14 protein-coding genes are annotated in these 17,665 nt (G+C 42.8%); 3 read left to right on the plus strand and 11 right to left on the minus strand.

What is annotated here, in order from left to right:
• Nucleotides 1-60 precede the first annotated feature (60 nt).
• Both R2083_RS14065 and R2083_RS14070 read right to left on the minus strand, forming a co-directional pair.
• Nucleotides 61-945 carry a response regulator transcription factor gene (locus tag R2083_RS14065; protein ID WP_317538813.1) on the minus strand — a complete coding sequence of 295 codons (885 nt, stop codon included), beginning with the start codon at nt 943-945 and terminating at the stop codon, nt 61-63.
• On the minus strand, nt 924-2,285 hold the full coding sequence (locus R2083_RS14070; RefSeq protein ID WP_317538814.1) for a cache domain-containing protein: 1,362 nt from the start codon (nt 2,283-2,285) through the stop codon (nt 924-926). The genes R2083_RS14065 and R2083_RS14070 overlap by 22 nt, the downstream gene beginning before the upstream one ends.
• A gap of 196 nt (nt 2,286-2,481) precedes the next feature.
• Here R2083_RS14070 and R2083_RS14075 point away from each other — a divergent pair, with 196 nt between their 5' ends.
• From R2083_RS14075 to R2083_RS14085, 3 genes are all read left to right on the plus strand, one after another.
• Nucleotides 2,482-2,994, plus strand: coding sequence for a hypothetical protein (locus R2083_RS14075; protein WP_317538815.1), 513 nt, complete (start codon nt 2,482-2,484; stop codon nt 2,992-2,994).
• An 87-nt stretch (nt 2,995-3,081) separates the two neighbouring features.
• A complete protein-coding gene (locus tag R2083_RS14080) occupies nt 3,082-3,831 on the plus strand; it encodes a hypothetical protein (protein WP_317538816.1) in 750 nt (249 codons plus the stop codon).
• 180 nt (nt 3,832-4,011) lie between these two features.
• Nucleotides 4,012-5,469, plus strand: a complete 1,458-nt coding sequence (locus R2083_RS14085) for a serine hydrolase domain-containing protein (protein WP_317538817.1) — start codon at nt 4,012-4,014, stop codon at nt 5,467-5,469.
• Between the two features lie 63 nt (nt 5,470-5,532).
• On the opposite strand, the gene R2083_RS14090 is transcribed toward R2083_RS14085, so the two are convergent.
• From R2083_RS14090 to R2083_RS14130, 9 genes are all read right to left on the minus strand, one after another.
• The gene (locus R2083_RS14090; protein ID WP_317538818.1) at nt 5,533-5,670 is read right to left on the minus strand and encodes a hypothetical protein; all 138 of its coding nucleotides are present in this window, start codon (nt 5,668-5,670) and stop codon (nt 5,533-5,535) included.
• Between the two features lie 49 nt (nt 5,671-5,719).
• On the minus strand, nt 5,720-5,890 hold the full coding sequence (locus tag R2083_RS14095) for a hypothetical protein (protein WP_317538819.1): 171 nt from the start codon (nt 5,888-5,890) through the stop codon (nt 5,720-5,722).
• 123 nt (nt 5,891-6,013) lie between these two features.
• Nucleotides 6,014-7,300 (minus strand): M10 family metallopeptidase, encoded by a 1,287-nt coding sequence (locus tag R2083_RS14100; RefSeq protein ID WP_317538820.1) that lies wholly within the window; start codon nt 7,298-7,300, stop codon nt 6,014-6,016.
• A gap of 146 nt (nt 7,301-7,446) precedes the next feature.
• Complete coding sequence (locus R2083_RS14105) at nt 7,447-8,046, minus strand: YajG family lipoprotein (protein ID WP_317538821.1); 600 nt, start codon at nt 8,044-8,046, stop codon at nt 7,447-7,449.
• Between the two features lie 124 nt (nt 8,047-8,170).
• Complete coding sequence (locus R2083_RS14110) at nt 8,171-9,256, minus strand: M48 family metallopeptidase (RefSeq protein ID WP_317538822.1); 1,086 nt, start codon at nt 9,254-9,256, stop codon at nt 8,171-8,173.
• Nucleotides 9,257-9,460: 204 nt separating this feature from the next.
• Complete coding sequence (locus tag R2083_RS14115; RefSeq protein ID WP_317538823.1) at nt 9,461-12,694, minus strand: filamentous hemagglutinin N-terminal domain-containing protein; 3,234 nt, start codon at nt 12,692-12,694, stop codon at nt 9,461-9,463.
• Nucleotides 12,691-14,991, minus strand: coding sequence for a CHAT domain-containing protein (locus tag R2083_RS14120; RefSeq protein WP_317538824.1), 2,301 nt, complete (start codon nt 14,989-14,991; stop codon nt 12,691-12,693). The genes R2083_RS14115 and R2083_RS14120 overlap by 4 nt, the downstream gene beginning before the upstream one ends.
• 14 nt (nt 14,992-15,005) lie before the next feature.
• The gene (locus R2083_RS14125; RefSeq protein WP_317538825.1) at nt 15,006-16,718 is read right to left on the minus strand and encodes a ShlB/FhaC/HecB family hemolysin secretion/activation protein; all 1,713 of its coding nucleotides are present in this window, start codon (nt 16,716-16,718) and stop codon (nt 15,006-15,008) included.
• A gap of 40 nt (nt 16,719-16,758) precedes the next feature.
• A complete protein-coding gene (locus tag R2083_RS14130; protein WP_317538826.1) occupies nt 16,759-17,658 on the minus strand; it encodes a hypothetical protein in 900 nt (299 codons plus the stop codon).
• Between the last annotated feature and the right edge of the window lie 7 nt (nt 17,659-17,665).

Below are 17,665 nucleotides of genomic sequence, written 5' to 3' on the forward strand. Positions count from 1 at the left end.
TTTTGCTATCAGAAGAATACTGGAAAGTTTCCTACACCATAATGCGTAGAAATACGCATATCATTTTTCAACCTGGAATTTGTTTTTAATACTATGAACATTTTTTATATTGATGCCCAATAATTCAGCAATTTCCGCATCTTCTTTTTCCTCATGTACCAGCATTAATACTTTTATTTCGATTTCCGTAGTAGTTCGCCTGATTTCCAGCTTGCCATACTCATTAAGCGCTTGCCTGAATAAGTCACTCCGATTCCGGATACTCAATTTTTCTCTGATATTATCGAAATGCCTTTCCACAGTCCGTGTACGAGATTTTAATTTTTCCTCATCGATGAAATCTCGTAGATCTCCGTAGCTTGTCATTACATACTCATTCCCGAAATCTTCGACCATTTTCCGGTACTCTATTTCCAATAAGCTATAAGCAATCTGAGCATTTTGTTTTCCTTCTGCTAAAAGCTCCATAATCTTGATTTCCATAGGCGTTAATCTTTTGTTTATTGCATGAACACCCAGCACCTTAGGTTCATCAGCTTCCCATACCTGCTCACCACGCATTATTTTATCGATAGCATCAATAACATCTTGATCTGATTTATCTTTAGATACATAGCCGTTGGCACCGGCTTCTTTTGCCCGCTCAAGATCGACCTCTCTAATATGGGCACTCCAAAACAATATCTTTGTTTCCGGGAACCGCTTATGAATATCCCTGGTAAGCTCAACTCCCCAAAGATCATGATCATTCAACGCATAATCCATAATAACCAAATCAATCTTATAGGCTCTCAAATGTGCCAATGCTTGCTGTCCACTATCCGCTGTAGCAATGCACCGGAGTTTCCGGTTTCTGGCTAGTCCTTGAAGAAGGCTATCTCTCAAGCGCCAATCATCTTCAACCAGTAAAAAATTGATAGCGTTTATCGATGCTTCAATAGACATAGCATATAGCTCCATAAATTATGATTTTGCGGTAATGTGACTTTAACAGTGGTGCCGCAGTCGGATGATTCAATCGTCAATTCTCCACCGATCCTTCGGATACGAGCCTCCATACTACCAAGGCCCAATCCCATTCTGACGGATTTAACATGATTCACATCAAATCCAACACCATTATCTTGAATAGTCAGAGCAATATTGCATTCATCGGCTTGCAGTTGGAGATCCACTCGTGTTGCAGCAGCATGCCTAATATTATTCAAGGCTTCATTGACTACTTTCAGTATTGCTGCTTTTTTTTCTTTTGATAAATTCTTTGAATAAGCTTCGGCTTTCTGTGTTTTGGATAAAGTAACCCGAACTTGCTCCCTCATCTCAAAATTTCTCTTTAGCTCGCCTAAGCCATCTATCAATATGAGATTGTTCGGATCTTTACCCGCAATAATGATTCGAATCCAATCCAGTGCATGTTGCGCCGGATCCCGTATCTTTTCGAGAAACTCTCTAGAATTGGAAAGTATCACTTCCCCAGGCTGGTGCAATTGGTTATTTAACTCGCGAATAATATACGCTAAATCTTGTTTTACTTGATCATGTAAATCCGCACCAATCCGCAGGCGTTCTAAAGTTTTACCAATATTTCTTTGCGATAAGCTCAGACCCATCATGCCAATGAATGCAATTCCGGCTATCCAAATCATCGAGATATGAATGTAATTCAGTACCTCTGTATCTGTACCATCTAAGAAATTATCTACATCTTCAAGATAAATACCTGTTCCTAACACCCATTCCCAGTCTGTTAACTCAATCACAAAAGCGAGTTTTGATCTGTCGGCAATATCATCCGCCACAGAAGGTTTATGGAAAATATACTCGTCAAATCCATCTCCCTCGCCTCTAGCAGCCTTTCTGGCAGTTGTTATCAAATCTCGTATGACATACTTCCCCTCCTTATCCTTATAGTCCCATTTATTCTGATTTACCCAGTCTTTCTTAATCGGGTGAACAATACTTTTACCAGAAAAATCATACACAAAGAAATAGCCATCTTCTTCACTATACTTCAAATTGGACAAAATTTTTTTAGCTTCTTTCTTGGCTTCCTCAATCGAAATCTCCAAATCCGGTTCTCGCAGGTGTTTAATGGCATTTTCTGCCAGTCTGATATGACCTTTAAGATCATTCTTTTTGCTCTTGAGATAATCGGCTCTGATTTCAGCTCGTAATTGCTGAGGCAGTTTACTGGCTTGCTGGTAAATTACCCAGCCAATTGCACATACTGTTAGAACAAGAACTAACGGGCCAGTCACCAATAAATTTCTATTTCCTGATTTCATAATAACTCCCTGCTCATTAATGAAGCTTTTAGTTCAATTTACACTTCTTTTTTAGATTCCTGCTGAATATACGCATTATTACGTAACTCAATTTACCGTCACTCTGAAAATTCTCAGCATGCGTAAATGTACGTACTGACTTAGCCTTTTTAGTATTGCTACCATGAATTTTCAATCATCAAAAAGGGGAATAAAAATGAATACGAAAATATACAAAGGATTAATAATTTCCATCGCTTTAACCACACTTGCAAGTTGTGCAACGATAATGGGGAACAGTGCCCCTGAAACCCTGAATGTCCGCAGCACTCCCGATCAAGCGAGAGTCATCATCACTGATGAATCCGGTACTAAAATTTTCGAGGGAAAAACACCGACATCTTTACCCTTAGAGAAAAAGAAAGGTTATTTTAGCGGCAAGAAATATGATGTTCGAATTCTGAAAGATGGATATGACGAGCAAATTGTTACCGTCGATACCAAAGTAGGCGGCTGGTATATTGGAAATATTCTGTTCGGCGGCCTGCTTGGTCTGTTGATAATCGACCCAGCTACCGGAGCCATGTGGACACTGGATACTAATGAAGTCAACGTGACATTTAATGCATTAAAACAAGGTGCAACAATTAAGCCCAACAATGCAAATATTGTTCTTTTACAAGATGTTCCACCAACATTGCATGATAAAATGGTAAAAATATCACATTAGGAGGCTACGTTGTAAATCTGCATACAAAGAGCTCAAATATAGCACATAGAAAATTTGATATTTATATTCATTTTGAAGGGGAATCGCATGGCAACAGGAAGAGAAGTTTTGGATTATTATGGAATAACAGTCGAGCAAGCAATGGACTTTATTATGGCCAACATTAATAACCCTGAGGCTATTTATTACGGCGCCTCAGAGTTAGGCATAACCACACAACACCTCAGCGATATCACTGGCTATTCGGCAGATGCCATCAAGAATTATTTTGAATCCTCCGGATTAAGCGTTGAAGCACTTGATGAAGTTAAATTATTATTTAATTCCAATTTAGGTCATCTGGACTACCTGGTAAATTACAACACTCATACAGGATCATTATCAACCACTAGCTTAAGCGAGCAAGTTAAAGCATCTTTAGATGATCCAATTCAATATGAAGCACTTTTTGAATCTATATATGGCTATGAAGAAGCTGATGGTTTGTATACACCAGATGAAACCGGCATTTCACACCTGGGTAAAATAAGTGCTGCTCCTGAGAGCTTAGAATCGATTTTTTTTGGAACCTTGATCAATATCATCAATTCATTGGATATCGGTGAGCTTCAACAGATTGCAAACTTTCCTCCAATTACCGCAGATAACCTGAATGATTTTATCGTACTTGTGTCTGACTCTTTGAGTGATATGCCCGCAACACCATATCCCGATAATTTTCTACAAGAGAATGTCGTTAAAGATGCGGTTACTTTGATCGAAGATTATTGGAGTCCTGATTCTCAAGTGATAGGTATTCTTGATGACAGCCCCTTCTTAGGATTAGTGATAGCTTAATATGTAAGAACTTCTTAATAGGCCGTTGGGAAACTTTTGAGGCAACCGAGGCAAAGAAAAAAACAGGTGAAAAAGTGCAGTTTATGCTTAATAAATGAGCATTTTGAGTCTGTTTTTAACACTGAAGCGGCAACCGCAGATAGTTTCTCAATGGCCTGACGTGTAGCAATTCTCACCGCTATGACACATAAACTACCTACCCATATCCTCAGCCTGACTCTTATGGCGGCATGCTCGTGCCCCGTCTTTTCTGCCACGGGTATCGCGCGTTCTGGGATGGAGTCGTTCGATGCTGCAATACCCGCACTCATGTCGAGATGGAATATTCCAGGAGCTGCCGTCGCAGTGATGAAAGAGGGACGTCTTATTTTTGCGCGCGGCTATGGCTATGCGGATACATCGAAAAGCGAACTTGTAATGCCTGACTCACTTTTCCGTATCGCCAGTATCTCCAAACCGATCACTGCAACCTGCGTTATGAGACTTGTTGAACAGGGGAGGATTTCTCTAGACACAAAAGTGTTTCCCCTTCTTGACTTGGGATTTCCATTGGATAGTAGGGTGAATCAGATCACAGTTCGTAATTTACTCGAGCATACTGCTGGCTGGGATCGTGACATTAGTGGCGACCCGATCGACAATATGGTTTCGATTGCGCGGTCAATGGGAGTATCTTCTCCGCCCGATCCAACAACTTTCGTTCGTTATATGTTGAATCAATCGTTGGACTTCAATCCGGGTTCACGATATGCATATTCCAATGCTGGCTACATTGTGCTAGGGCGTGTCATCGAGAAAATATCCGGACAGTCCTACGAAAGCTACGCAAGATCTTTACTATCCGAGCTTGGAATCACGGAATTAAGAATAGGCCACGGTTTACCTGCGGAACGATTCTTAAAAGAGGTGCAATATTATACCGACCCATCTTTGCCCCCTGTAACTTCGATTTATGATCGTGCACCAGGCACTGCAACGTGGTCGAATGGAGGAATCTCAATCGAATCGATTGATGCAGCAGGTGGTTGGGTTGGCTCGGCTGTAGATCTCGTTGTATTTGCTTCATCATTTGTACCATCGGCTAGTCACTCCTTACTGGCGCAAGCAACAATTTCTGAAATGATTGCCAGGCCATCCTATGCTGCCACAGAAAGTACTACTTGGTATTCAAAAGGATGGAGTTATAACGGTGGCAACATCTTTCACGATGGCACCTTGCCGGGACAAGGATCATTGCTTGTTCGCACCTCAGATGGATATGTTTGGGCAATACTTATCAATACTCGTCCAGCGCCTTTACCCGATGACTATTTCGCAGATATTGACCGTTCACTTTGGTCTGCCATAGAAGGTGTTACCGATTGGCCTGCCAATTCAATTCCTTTCCCTGTTTCCAGCACCCAATCGGACTGCATATTTCGATATGCCGAGGAAAACTACTCTCATTATTTTACTTCAACATCAGTTTTCTCGAACTACACATCCGGTTACTACTATCGATACTATCCTGATACCAAGAACTATCTTGCAACATCATCAGCGGATCAACATATCTGGGTTTATGGTCCTAGTTTTGCAAATGAGCTTACCGATGTTGGTTCGGCTTCAAACTTCTTTTCCATAGCTGAATGTCACTGAAGAGGCGAATCCTCGAGAATCTACGACAGCAGATTATGGTCACTCAAAACTAAGAGTAGGCTTTTAAAGGGTAAACACGATGGTATCCGCTATGATTTGATTTAAATTTATACCAACTAACTCAATCGATGCATTTACGCCAAATTCAATGGCAACACCATCACTATCCTGATTAATATTTGCAATAACCAACCCAATCATGCAGATTGCTGACCCCAATTTTTGATGAATCGAAGGACAAGTGGCCTTGTCACGCGGGACAATCCTGTAGCCTGGCTCGTTTCAGTACGTCATAAATCGTTGGACGGCTGACGTGGAAGCGTTCCGCCAAATGCGCTACCTTCCAGAACCGGGTTTGATATAGCCGCCAGATTTCCTGACGATCCAATAATGTTAAGCGAGTACGTTCGTGTATGTTCATCTACAGTATTCTCCTGAATACTGTAAACAACGCTAGGAATTCTTACAATTCAAGATAAGGATTTAGTGTTTGAAATTTTCATGAAATCTGAATTTACTTCTCAATTAACAAGACTCTTGACTATCAGAGCGAGAACAAAACCATATCTGCTGTAATTTCACTTACTTGAATGCCGTTAAGCCCAATCTCCATTCCATTTCCAAACTCAACAAATGCGAATGTGGAATATTGCCTAATATCCGTTATGCCGCCAACTAGATCCTTTATATCTCCATAACCTAACGCTGGATCAAAGAAAAATTTGTCTTCTTTAAGGTTAAAATCATACAAATAAAAGTCTCCCTTAGCATCGAAACCAAAAATATCATGTCCTTTACCCCCATTCAGATTATCTCGTCCAACTCCCGCTAAGAGAACATCGTCTCCAGCTCCGCCTCTCAGGAAATTATCGGCATCGTTTGCGATCAGAAAATCACTACCATTGCCTCCTTGCGCATTCTCGATTACCGTATCATATGCAATCCAAACATTTGGAATGCGTTCTTGGGTAACAGCAGTTTCGGCATACACCGGTTTACCGATACTCGATCCCATGCCTTCACGCAAATCAATAGTTGAACTTTGATAACCATCGTAGCGAAGCCAATCATTAGTTCCACCACTATCCCAAATGGTCTCATGGTAAGTCTGGTAATCATTATAAAAGTAATTATCATCACCGCTATGATACGAATTGTTTTTACCATACAGATATTGAATCGCTAAAATATCCAATGGCATAGGGGTTGTGGGTTCAAATGAAAGCTCAGAATTCTGGTTCCACGCAATGGCAGAGTAACTCATGATAGTCTGAGACAGCGTATCCCAAGAGCCAGGAAGCGTTGGTGAACCCGAAAAAGGATGCTTGAGACCAAGTGCATGACCGATTTCATGTATCATTGTGGAAAATGAGTAGGTGCCGGGTGTCCAAATGTCAGTTGCACTAGTACTATCTGCATTAACCCAGATATCACCCGCTTTTGCTGCTCCGTTTACCGGAAGGTATGCATGCGCTTGTCCAGAAGCAATCGAGCTATAAGCCACACGAATGTCGCCCACACTACTGAAAGATTCCGGTATCAATTGAAATTGAATATTTGCGACATTCGCCCATTGTTGCAGTGCCTCTGTAAAATAAAACCGATCAAATGAAGAAAGAGGCGCAAATGATGGACTCCAAGGCTCACTTCGTGTATCAGTGCTTGGTCCGTAACCTGTTATTGGATCTTGAGAAAAATATGAATCATAACCAGAAAAGCTGTAAGTAATCGATTTACTTGCCCATAGATGACCTTCAATCAATGAGTCTATAAGATTGTTACCGGTTAGCGTTGTAGCGATAACTGCACTAGAAGTACTCGGTGTTGTCATGTTATATGCTCCTACAATTATTAAGTTAATTAATGATATTCATGTGATTTTCTGATTGATTACAGGAACATCATAATCTCTTGGCGAGAACGGCAATATACGTAGTTTTACCAGCAGATATTCATTCTGCAATGTAGTGCGAGCACTTATGGCTCGGTTACCAGAGCGGCTAGAAATGCTTGATCCTCAAAAAGTGCTTTCATTCCATTTTCAAGCGCTCTGTTAAGTGCAAGCCTTGCATTCTCCCCGCCTGCAAGTTGCGTGTTAGGTTCGATACCTTGTGCAATAACTTGTCGTGAATACAGTTGAGCTCCTTTCTTCGATTTAACAGTCACTGACATATTCAAATCGGCAATTGCATCACCAGAAAAAAAGCCCATTTTATGGTCGCTATAAAATCGGGCCAGATCCCCAGCAATCTGAATGCGAGCAGCATCTGCATCAAGTTGAAACCCTCGTGCCTTGAGTTCTTGCTCGATGGCTCTTTGGATAGTAACAGTGACATCCTCTGTCGCCAGAATTGGAGCCATTTCCATTCCATATCCATTCTTTTTATTACTGACTTTGCTTTTATCTTGCCGCAGATCTGAAATTTTAACCGCAACAGAGATATTACCTGCTCCAGGTATCTGCATCACACCGTGTTGTTGCTTATACTGAAGTTCAATTCGATCCGTGGTGAGCGCGCATCCTGCAAGACTAAAAGCTGCGAAACAAGCTGTAATGGCAAGTATTTTCATGTTCATGTTGTTTTTTCCTTGTAAAAAAATAGTTTTTTAGAATTTTTGTGGAGTCGATTAATGAGTAATGTGATTTTCTTTATCCGCGATAACCTAAACATCGTGTTATCCAGACCTTCCTGATCTTTATTTAGAGATTGAGAGCATAGGGGGAATCGCCCCTTTGGATTCTTTCTGTGATTTCTTTTTGCGTGGCCTCCATGGTCAAGAAGCGCTCCTGCAAGAAAGGATGAGAGTTTTTTAGCTCATTGATAATTTTTGGATCGTCGAATTCCTGAGCTCTGCGCCAGAATGCCGGTACATTTTCTATTTCATATCCAGTCATATTCATCAAATGCAGACTATCTTGATCTGCCTGTTGCAGTTGACTGACCGAAATACCCCCAGCCATTGAATTTCCTGCTTCCCAGCCAAGTTGGGTAAATGTACCAGTAACAAATGTTCCTCCCGTCACTAAGCCGAGAGCCACATCCGCCGCTCCGCCGAAAATACCACCGACAACGCCCCCCAAAACGCCGGTGATTTTATTTGTTCTTTGATGTTTTCTAGCATTATGGGCAAGTTGATGGCTCACGATTGCGGCAATCTCTTCATCAGATCTGGCAAAATGCAATAAGCCCCTGGAAACCTGAACAACTTCACCATCCGCAGCTGTGTTTATAGAATATTCATTACCCATAAGAACTTTGCTTTTGCAAGCCATGACCGGTGTCACGGAAATCATCTTGCGCTCGCCGGCCCGTTGTAGGGTAAATGTAACGGAGTTTCCGGTAGCCGCCGCTTCATTGATCATTTTCAAAGTATCCGGAACTGTTTGCGCAACCACCCCGTTAACTTCCACGATTTTGTCGTCAGACTTGAGCCCTGCCGAATCTGCCGGTGATGAGGGGACTACAAAGGATATCTGCGGCTCGCTGCCGAGGTTGAGTTTTGATTGCGCCACTTCGCGCCACTCAGGTTGAAGTTGCTGATTTGACCAGAATTGGACGCCAAGATAAGTGGCAATGTGATCCAGCTTCTTACAATAATCGATTCCTTTGGTTAAAACTCTGAAAGAGACTGATTCAAGCCTATCCGAATCACGCCGCCATTTTTTTATTTGTTCTGTCCATGCTTCTTTTTGCGCTTCCGTAATCTCCGTGCGCTCTTTTGGGTTATGCGTTTGAGTCGCACAAGCAGTTAATAGCAACAAGACAGCCAGTAATAAAATTTTCATGATCATCCATTCCCTGGTTTTTCGTTAAAAAAATCCTTTAGTCTCAGAAGTCTTCGAACAAACCGATTATTCAAGCAAAACTTATTGTGAAACCAATATGATTTTTACGATAACAGCCAGAATGAATGATTGATATTGATAGAACTACGTATGGAAATTGTCCGGGAAACCGGTATTTTCCGGACAATTAGAAGTAATGCGGAGCTAAAACACCGGCGACAACAACAAATCCCTGGCACGCAATGGCTGCGCTCCACGCCCGGATTGCAACAAAGAACTACTGTCACTGACCTCGCACATGTCGCGATTTAATACATTGGAATCGAATGATTCTATGGCCAGATTGGTCATCATTGCATTCAAATTGAGTTGCGGTGTGATTGCATTGATTGTGCCATTGACTCCATCGGGTGCAACAGCTTGAATAACATTCAGTCCTGACAAAGGTTGAAATTGAAATGGCGTATTACCACCGACAAATAATAAATTTCCGCTAGGAATGATGATTGGCACCTGAATATTGATATCACCGCCACTCGCATTCGCTGCCAGTGTATTTGCTTCAATAAAACCGGTATCGAGAATCAGGAAGTTTGAAGCAAGATTGATATCACCACCATTACCTGTAGGACCATCAACAGAGGTTGTAACAGACGAGTTAGATAATGAAAGAGCTTCTTTTGCACTGATCTCTATTTTTCCGCCATGACCGATAATCGATTTGGTATTGATTTGCGATGAATCGTTGAGATACAAAGAACCGTTAGTAAGATTAATTTCAATATTCCCGGACTCCTTAGGGATACCAACACGTGCCAAATTTATTGTTGTAATAAATGCTCGGTGATTTAATTGAATATCTCCACTGGAGGCATTTATTTTGATATTCCCCACACCACCATTTAGCCAAAAAAGCGCGCCACTTGAAATTACGGAATTATCGATTGCCATTTTTCCAACGTCAACTATTACCTCCCCCGCTCTGCCTACAGAGTAACTACTTGAACCGATTTCTCCACCACTCAACATATGCAACAGATCAGTTACTGTTACGCTTACACGTCCGGCATTACCCATACTATTACTTGCAGTGGCACTAAAAATACCAGTGACATTTTCTGATAACCCACCACCATCAATGATCAACTCTCCCGCAGAAACTAAAGTCTCTCCGGCATTTCCCTGAGATTGACTTAATGCACTTGAACTAATTTGTCCACCATCTATTAGTCTTAAAGTATCCGCTACCTTGACAGTTACTTTTCCAGCATCACCCGAGCTACCCGGTTGCGCCGAACTTGAAATACCTGTAAGACCATCTCCTGAATAACCAGAGCCGTCAATCGTGATTTGCTTTGCAGAGACTTCAACCTCCCCAGCAATTCCTTCTGAAGAAGTATCCGAACCAATTTGCCCACTTCTCAGCAGCTCTATCGTATCGGCCACTACTACAGTCACTTTTCCTGCATCCCCTGTGCTTTTTTCGGTAGCAGTGCTGGCAATCGCAGTAGCGAAATTCGATGAATTTTGCCCATCAATTTTCAATCGATGGGCAGTAACATGCACTTCACCTGCTTTTCCTTGCGAGAAGGTGCTTGAGGAAATTTGTCCGCTCCCTTGCAATTTCAATGTCTCCGTCACATCTACATATACCGCCCCCGCATTGCCAGTGCCATACTCCGCCTGGCTCGAAATACCGGACTTGAAGCCTTGTCCGTCGATTTCCAAATTACGAGCGGTAACCCTTACTTCACCGGCATTTCCTCGAGAGAAAGCTCCCGAATTTATAGACCCCCCGCCGACTAATTTTAACGTATCGGCAACCGAGACCTTAATTTGTCCAGTATCATAAGCGCTACCATTGCGCGCTTGACTTGCAATACTTGTAACAACATTTGATAAGCCCTTGCCATCAATTTCCAATCGACTTGCCGAAACATTGATGTTGCCTGCTTTTCCCTGAGAAAAAGCACTAGCGGAAATTTGCCCTCCAGCTATCAAATTCAGCGTATCTATTACCTCCACAATCACATTCCCAGCATCGTTTGCACTTCCTTCACGAGCCTGACTTGAAATACCAGTAGCAACGCCTTGCAAGCCAAGTCCATTTATCTCGATTTGATTTGCCGATACAAATACATCGCCAGACTTTCCTTGGGAAAAAGTGTTTGAGAAAATTTGCCCTCCTCCAGTCATTCTTAATGCATCTGTAACTGTCACGGTTACATTCCCTGCATCGCCAGTGCTGCCTTTTTCAGCGCGGCTAGCAATGCCAGTATAAATTTTCGGTTGACCTATTCCAAGAATCTCTGCTTTTTTTGCAGAAACAGTGACATTACCGGCCTTTCCTTGTCCCAAAGCTTGTGAATAGATCCGACCGATTCCTTGTATTCTTAATGCATCTTCTACTACAACTTTAATTTCTCCACCTGTTCCAGCACCCGAAGCTATGCTTGTAAAAATAGAGTTATCGATTAACAAATTTTTTACATTGATATCAATTCCTTGGCTGGATGACATCGGAATGCCAAAGTTTGCAACACTCAAGATGCTATTAGTTGCAACAAAATCACCCGATCGAATCACTAGCCGCCCAGATCCGTTACCTGAGGCATCCAGAAATGCATTTTGAATAGTTAGATTACCTGCCGTGGCATAACTTGATGGAGCATTCAGTTCGATAGTTGCAGCTTCTTTTCCTGTTGCAATGAGCTGCAAATCAAGACCATTCTGAGTCAAATCATTATTGAGAATGGCTTCACTCATAATCGACGTATTATTAATCTGGACTTGATTGCCTACAAATGCAATATCCGAACCTGACCGGAAACTAAGCTCAGTGGGTATTAACGATGAGTTACTTAAGGTCAGATTCCCTGTTTCATTTCCTAGAAACCCGAATGACTCCGGAGTGGCTGAAGATAAAGAGCTGGCACTCGTTTCACCGGCAGCATATTGATGTCCATCACTAAAATTCAAATTACTCGCCGTACTCACATAAAAAGAACCGGGAACATCAACGGATGCGCCTGAGCCGAAAGTAATGCCAGCGGGGTTGATGAAGAAAAAACTGGGCGAGCTGCCAGCATTGGTCATTTGAAGCTTGCCGTCAATCAGCGATTCTGAACCGCCGGTAACTCGAGTGATGACATTGGCCAGATCGGGTGTATTTAACTTAAACCAGGCGGTATCAGTTGCTCCAATACTAAAATCCGAGAAGCTATAGAACAAATTATGACCCGACAATTTACCGTTAATTTCCGACAGGGTGTAGGGATGGCTTGAGCCGGGTGCGTTGATATTAAATTCGGCAATTCCTGATAATGAGCCATCTGTTTGGATATGGGTATTGACTGCTGCTGCGTTACTGGCAAGCAGCAGTGCTGCGATGCCTATGGCAAATTCGTTAATCAGGGAAAAGCAATGGCAATTTTTCATAACCAATTTCCAACCAGAATAAACGGTGACCAAAAAGAAGGATGACGAAGGTGGTCAGTCTTTAACAATTCCAATTGCGCTTGGCGGAGCGCTTCCGCCTTACTCTTATGTTGCATCAGGTTTTTATAGAAACTGATCATCAATTGTGAAGCCGCCTCATCGGAAATCGGCCATAGCGAACCAAGCGCGCTTTTTGCATCCGCTTTGAGCGCTGCTCCGGTAAAACCCAGCGGAGCGCGATCGTCGCCTTCGGCCGTTTCGCAAGCACTGAATGTCAGTAACTGGATCCCTTTTGTAGCATCCTTGCCTCTCTTCAAGAAACTTTTAAGATCATCCAGCTTTAGAATGTCGTCGTAGGCCATTAAAAAACTTTTATCTGCGTCGGATGAGAAAAAGCCGTGCGATGCGATATGCACGATGTCGAATGATTGGGTGGAAACTTGTTGATAAAAATTGGCTACGGTAAATTGCTCGTTCAGTAGAAGTGTGCTTTTCAGTGCTTCTTTAAGGCTGACCAGCTCTGTTTCCACACCAGGCAAGCTTAGCTTACTCTGAATATCTTGTAACCCGCTCACAGGAGTATGAGTTTCACTGGTGATCGCGGGATTTCGAAGATGATGATTGGATAGGCTGCGTGAAACTATCTGTTGGTCGCGATATTGTGAATCAGCCAGCAGCAACTTATTGATCGTTGATTCCGATATTTTCTCAACAGCGGGACCTGGTTTACTAATTCCGGCAAGTAAAGTTTGGTAAGTGTGTAATGGACGGCTATTCCTGTTTCCTAACAAACTCATCCCGGGTGATACGGAAACTGCATACCTCTCAATCAAATGCTTTCTGCCATCATATAGAGCAGCAAAAGGCACCAATCTCATCATGCCATCAGGTACGATCACAAGCGTTTTGATGGATTCTTTTTCCAAGTCACGCTCTATGGGTGCAATCATCCATCGATAGATATTTTCAGCCGGTTGCTGATAAGCATCCGAGTCACCCATATCTCCTGGAGAAATCGTCCATTTGCGCAACTGACTGGATAGACTATTAATTGCATCACGGAGTTGTTCTCTCGAAACAGAAACGGAAAACTGGCGTATCGTTTTGCCGATACCAACCAGCAACTCCAGCCGATCTTCTAAAATAATCGGATACAGGATAGCAGCTTGCATATCCATGTCATCCAGCCTACTGCGTTGCATTCCTTCGATCAAACAGCGCCCGCCCAAAAAATCTTCCAGCTCGGATTGCTTGATTAATTCGATAGTTTGACGCGCTAGTAACAATGTTTGTTGCTTGGCCTCGCCATTTTGGTGTCCGGCTTTTCTCAACAATTGATGGGTATAGCCTAAATATATAGGCTCCAAGGTTTTACGGAAAGACGATTTGCCATCTTCGTATGACACTGGAATATCCCTGCGTATGGCCTGAACGTAATCAACTGCTTTTCCGAAAGCGATTAAAGCTTCATTGTCACGCTCTTGCTGCTGGTAGATTCTGCCCTTGCGCCATTCAATCTGAATCATTAAATCATCCACATTCATTCGATCTGTCAGCGAAGCAGCCAATTCGCTTAACGCCAGCGCTTGTTCACTTTTGCCTTGCGACTCATAAAACTCGGCAAGGCTATCGAGTGCTTCGATGCGCAACGATTTATCCGTACTGACGGTGCTATCAGCGTGTGCGCTTTCCAACACACGCTGTATGAGTTCGGTATGTGACGGTAGCGCATACGATTTTACGATTGACGCCAAATTCAAATAATATCGAATCCGCTCATCAGCAGAATCAACAGCAGCAATTTCAGAGAGAATTGTTGTAAAGCCGAGCAGATTGACGTTTTCTGGTTGAACACGCATCTGATTTAATTTAATCCTTAATGCCAAGATTGGATCGTTCTCGACAAGCTCGGCAGCAAGCCGAAAGAATTGCGGCGGCTTGGTTTGATCCTGCATCTTCAAGTAAAGCACACCCAGACTGTTGGCATAACCTGCTTTGCGTTGTTTCTCTTCGGTCAGCTCGTATGCTTTAAGTAAAGATTCTTCTGCCTCGCTGTAGCGTTGCATGATGAATAAGGTATTGCCTCTGATTCCATAGGCGAGAGATTGCTGTTCTTGGGTTATTCTGTTTCCTAAAATACTCTCAGCCTCTCGTAGCGCCAAGTAATATTGCTCCTTACCCAGATAATCGTTGGCTTTTTGTAATAAATCATCGGTGGGTGTTTTAGCAAGCGTACCGTTAGAAAAACAGGCGATTAGAAGTGCAGCAAGCAGGAGAATGGTCATACGGTAGTGCATTTTTATAGGCTCCTTTAGAAAGCATCAAGCCGTGCCTGAAAATGAATGCCTTGGTCCTGTAAATCCCCGTGCTGCTGTGGAGATTGGCTTTCTAGCCGATGCGCCCAGAAAAACTCGCTGTTAAAACGATACATTCGAAATTGAAATCCAATTCCGGCGGAGTAGATATGCCGCATCGTTTGCTGGATCGGTGTCGAATCATGGTTGTTCCAGGCCGCTCCAAAATCAAAGAATGGCACTAAATCAAAGCGGTATTTTGTTTGACTATCCCCGACCAAATGGATATGTAATTCTGTGCTGGCTGCATAGCCATTGTCTCGAACCAATTGATTCTCACGATAGCCGCGCACAGTGTTGCGACCGCCCACGGCCATACGCTCTAAGGGCAGCAGCGGATCATCACTGACTTGTACGGCCCCCTTAAACACGAAATCGCTTTTAATTTGCGGCACATTCCAAACCCCTCGGCTTTGCCCTAGCCATGCAAAATATTCACTGTCAGGATTCAGATGGTTTTTCTGAATAGTCGAACCGAGCGCATCAATACCAATACTAAAAGTGGAACGCAATGCCCAAGCGAATTTCTCCCAACGCTCTATATATTCCTGGTTGATACGAACCGCCGAGATCTGGCTTTTTCCATTGGGCAATCCCGGAATAAAAGAAAAAGAGTGTCCCAGCAAACTAGTCTCATTGTCTTTGATGCTAATTCCTGCACCAAACGAGAGCCGCCTTTGAAAATTATCAATCAGCAATTGATTAATCCCGCCTTCAACTGTGAGGGAGTTACTTTTAATATTGATATTGACTAATGACTCTTCAATAATTGAGACATTCGAATTGCTAGCCGAGAAATAGGCTCGTGTACCGTAATCGCCAATCGGTACCAGCCAATTGCCTGAATACTGATAGGCGTCACCTCCAGATGGGGCGCTGGTCAGAAAAGTGAAATCGACGAGGTCGCCCTGCTTTGTCAGGTTTCGTATCCAAGCATTTGCACCGAGCGCAATACCGCCGACTGAGGGTGCTCGATAGTTATCCGATATCGCGGATAGCTGATAAGGCTGTGAGCGCGTAACTGCCAGGTCCAAAATACTGACACCACGATCAGCGCCAGGTAACAACCGGCCATTCAAGCGTTCAAACAGAGGATCTGCCAGTAACAAGCGAAACCGGTCTTGTAGCACATTCATGTTTAACGGGGAATTTTTATCCGGAATCAAGCGATTCTCAATATAGCCTCGGCGCAACCAACCCTCCCCGTCTATGCGCATCTCTCCGACCTTCCCTTCCACAATTCTTATCCGTAGCGTTTTTCCTTCGATCGGACTCGGCGGGAAAGTTGCTCCTGAAGTAATATAGCCTTTATTGATGTAGTAGTAAGTAATGGAGCGGCGTAATTCCTCAAGCTCATCAACACTGACAAGCCTATGTAAGTATGGCTTCGCTAACGCATTGAGTTCTTTAATTGAAAAAACAGTATTGCCTTCAAACAAGACGGTGTCTAATTCTAGAGCTCCTAGCGTCTGATTTTTTTGCTCTTGAGCAGATGGTTTGCTCTCAAGTTTTTCTGGAACTGCAATGCCAGGTGTTGCTGGCATTGATTCCAATGACAGTGGATTTTCACTTGGGCGAAGACTCGACGCAGGGTTGATGAGATTCTGGCCACTTGCTGTAGATGCAAAAAACACCCAGCAGATAGCCATTTGAAGGCGTAAGCTTTTCATTTATTTTCTTGTTAATAGCGATATTGTTCTTAAGCGTTATTTATTTTGCTTGAAGTGCTAAGACTAATTCACCCGAAAGAGCAGCTTTCCATAATTCTTCAGCCGAGAAAACTCCTTTTTGGGATAATCTTGCAAGCTCTGAAAGCGCGAACAACCGCCATTCTCCCGGACCTTCTTTAAGAATCCACAGTGCCCGAGCCAATTGCGATGATGGGGATACTAAATCACTTTCATTTATTCCTTGAGGAACAGGAATTTTAGATGCTGTCTTGATGTTCCAGCTAATATCCTTATTTTGCAATCTAATGAGATTTTCTGATTGACTTGCAGAAATTGGCAACACTAAATAGGACCAGCTCTCACTTCTGATTTCTGTAACTTTCTCTGCCGAAGTAGAAATTACTGTGGCTGGCCCCCCTTTCCACAGCAAAGCAATTTGATCATAGTCAGCGGGAAGATATTGCAAACCAGAAGGTAATAATGGATCTTCTGTGATAGCTAAATTCTGAGTTGATCCACGGACTTTATTAAAATAGGGTATGGATCTTCTCTGTCTTTCCAGTGCTTTCCATATTCCAATCGCTATTTGTACTTTTCCAGAAATGCTATTTTGATTTTTGTGAATATCATTGATTGTTTGCTCATGAAGCGATATTCCGTTGGTATTTTGTGTAAAAACTCGTTTCTCACCTTTAGCCAGAGACACCAATACTTCTGCATCCCCTGTAATCTCGATCCGGTCTCCTTCGTAGAGCCATTGATACACGTATGCAATAACCCGCTCTTGAGGTTCGCAAGCCGCACGTAACACATACGCACTACCGCTATTGCCCTTATTAACAATATCGCTAATTTTCCCCACAACTTGACAACTACTACCGGCCACCCCTGTTGAAAATAGCAGCAGGAAAATACCACTATACCAATGATAGAAATTCATTTACCTT

This window comes from Nitrosomonas sp. Is35, assembly GCF_033063295.1.
In the GTDB taxonomy this organism is placed as follows: Bacteria; Pseudomonadota; Gammaproteobacteria; order Burkholderiales; family Nitrosomonadaceae; genus Nitrosomonas.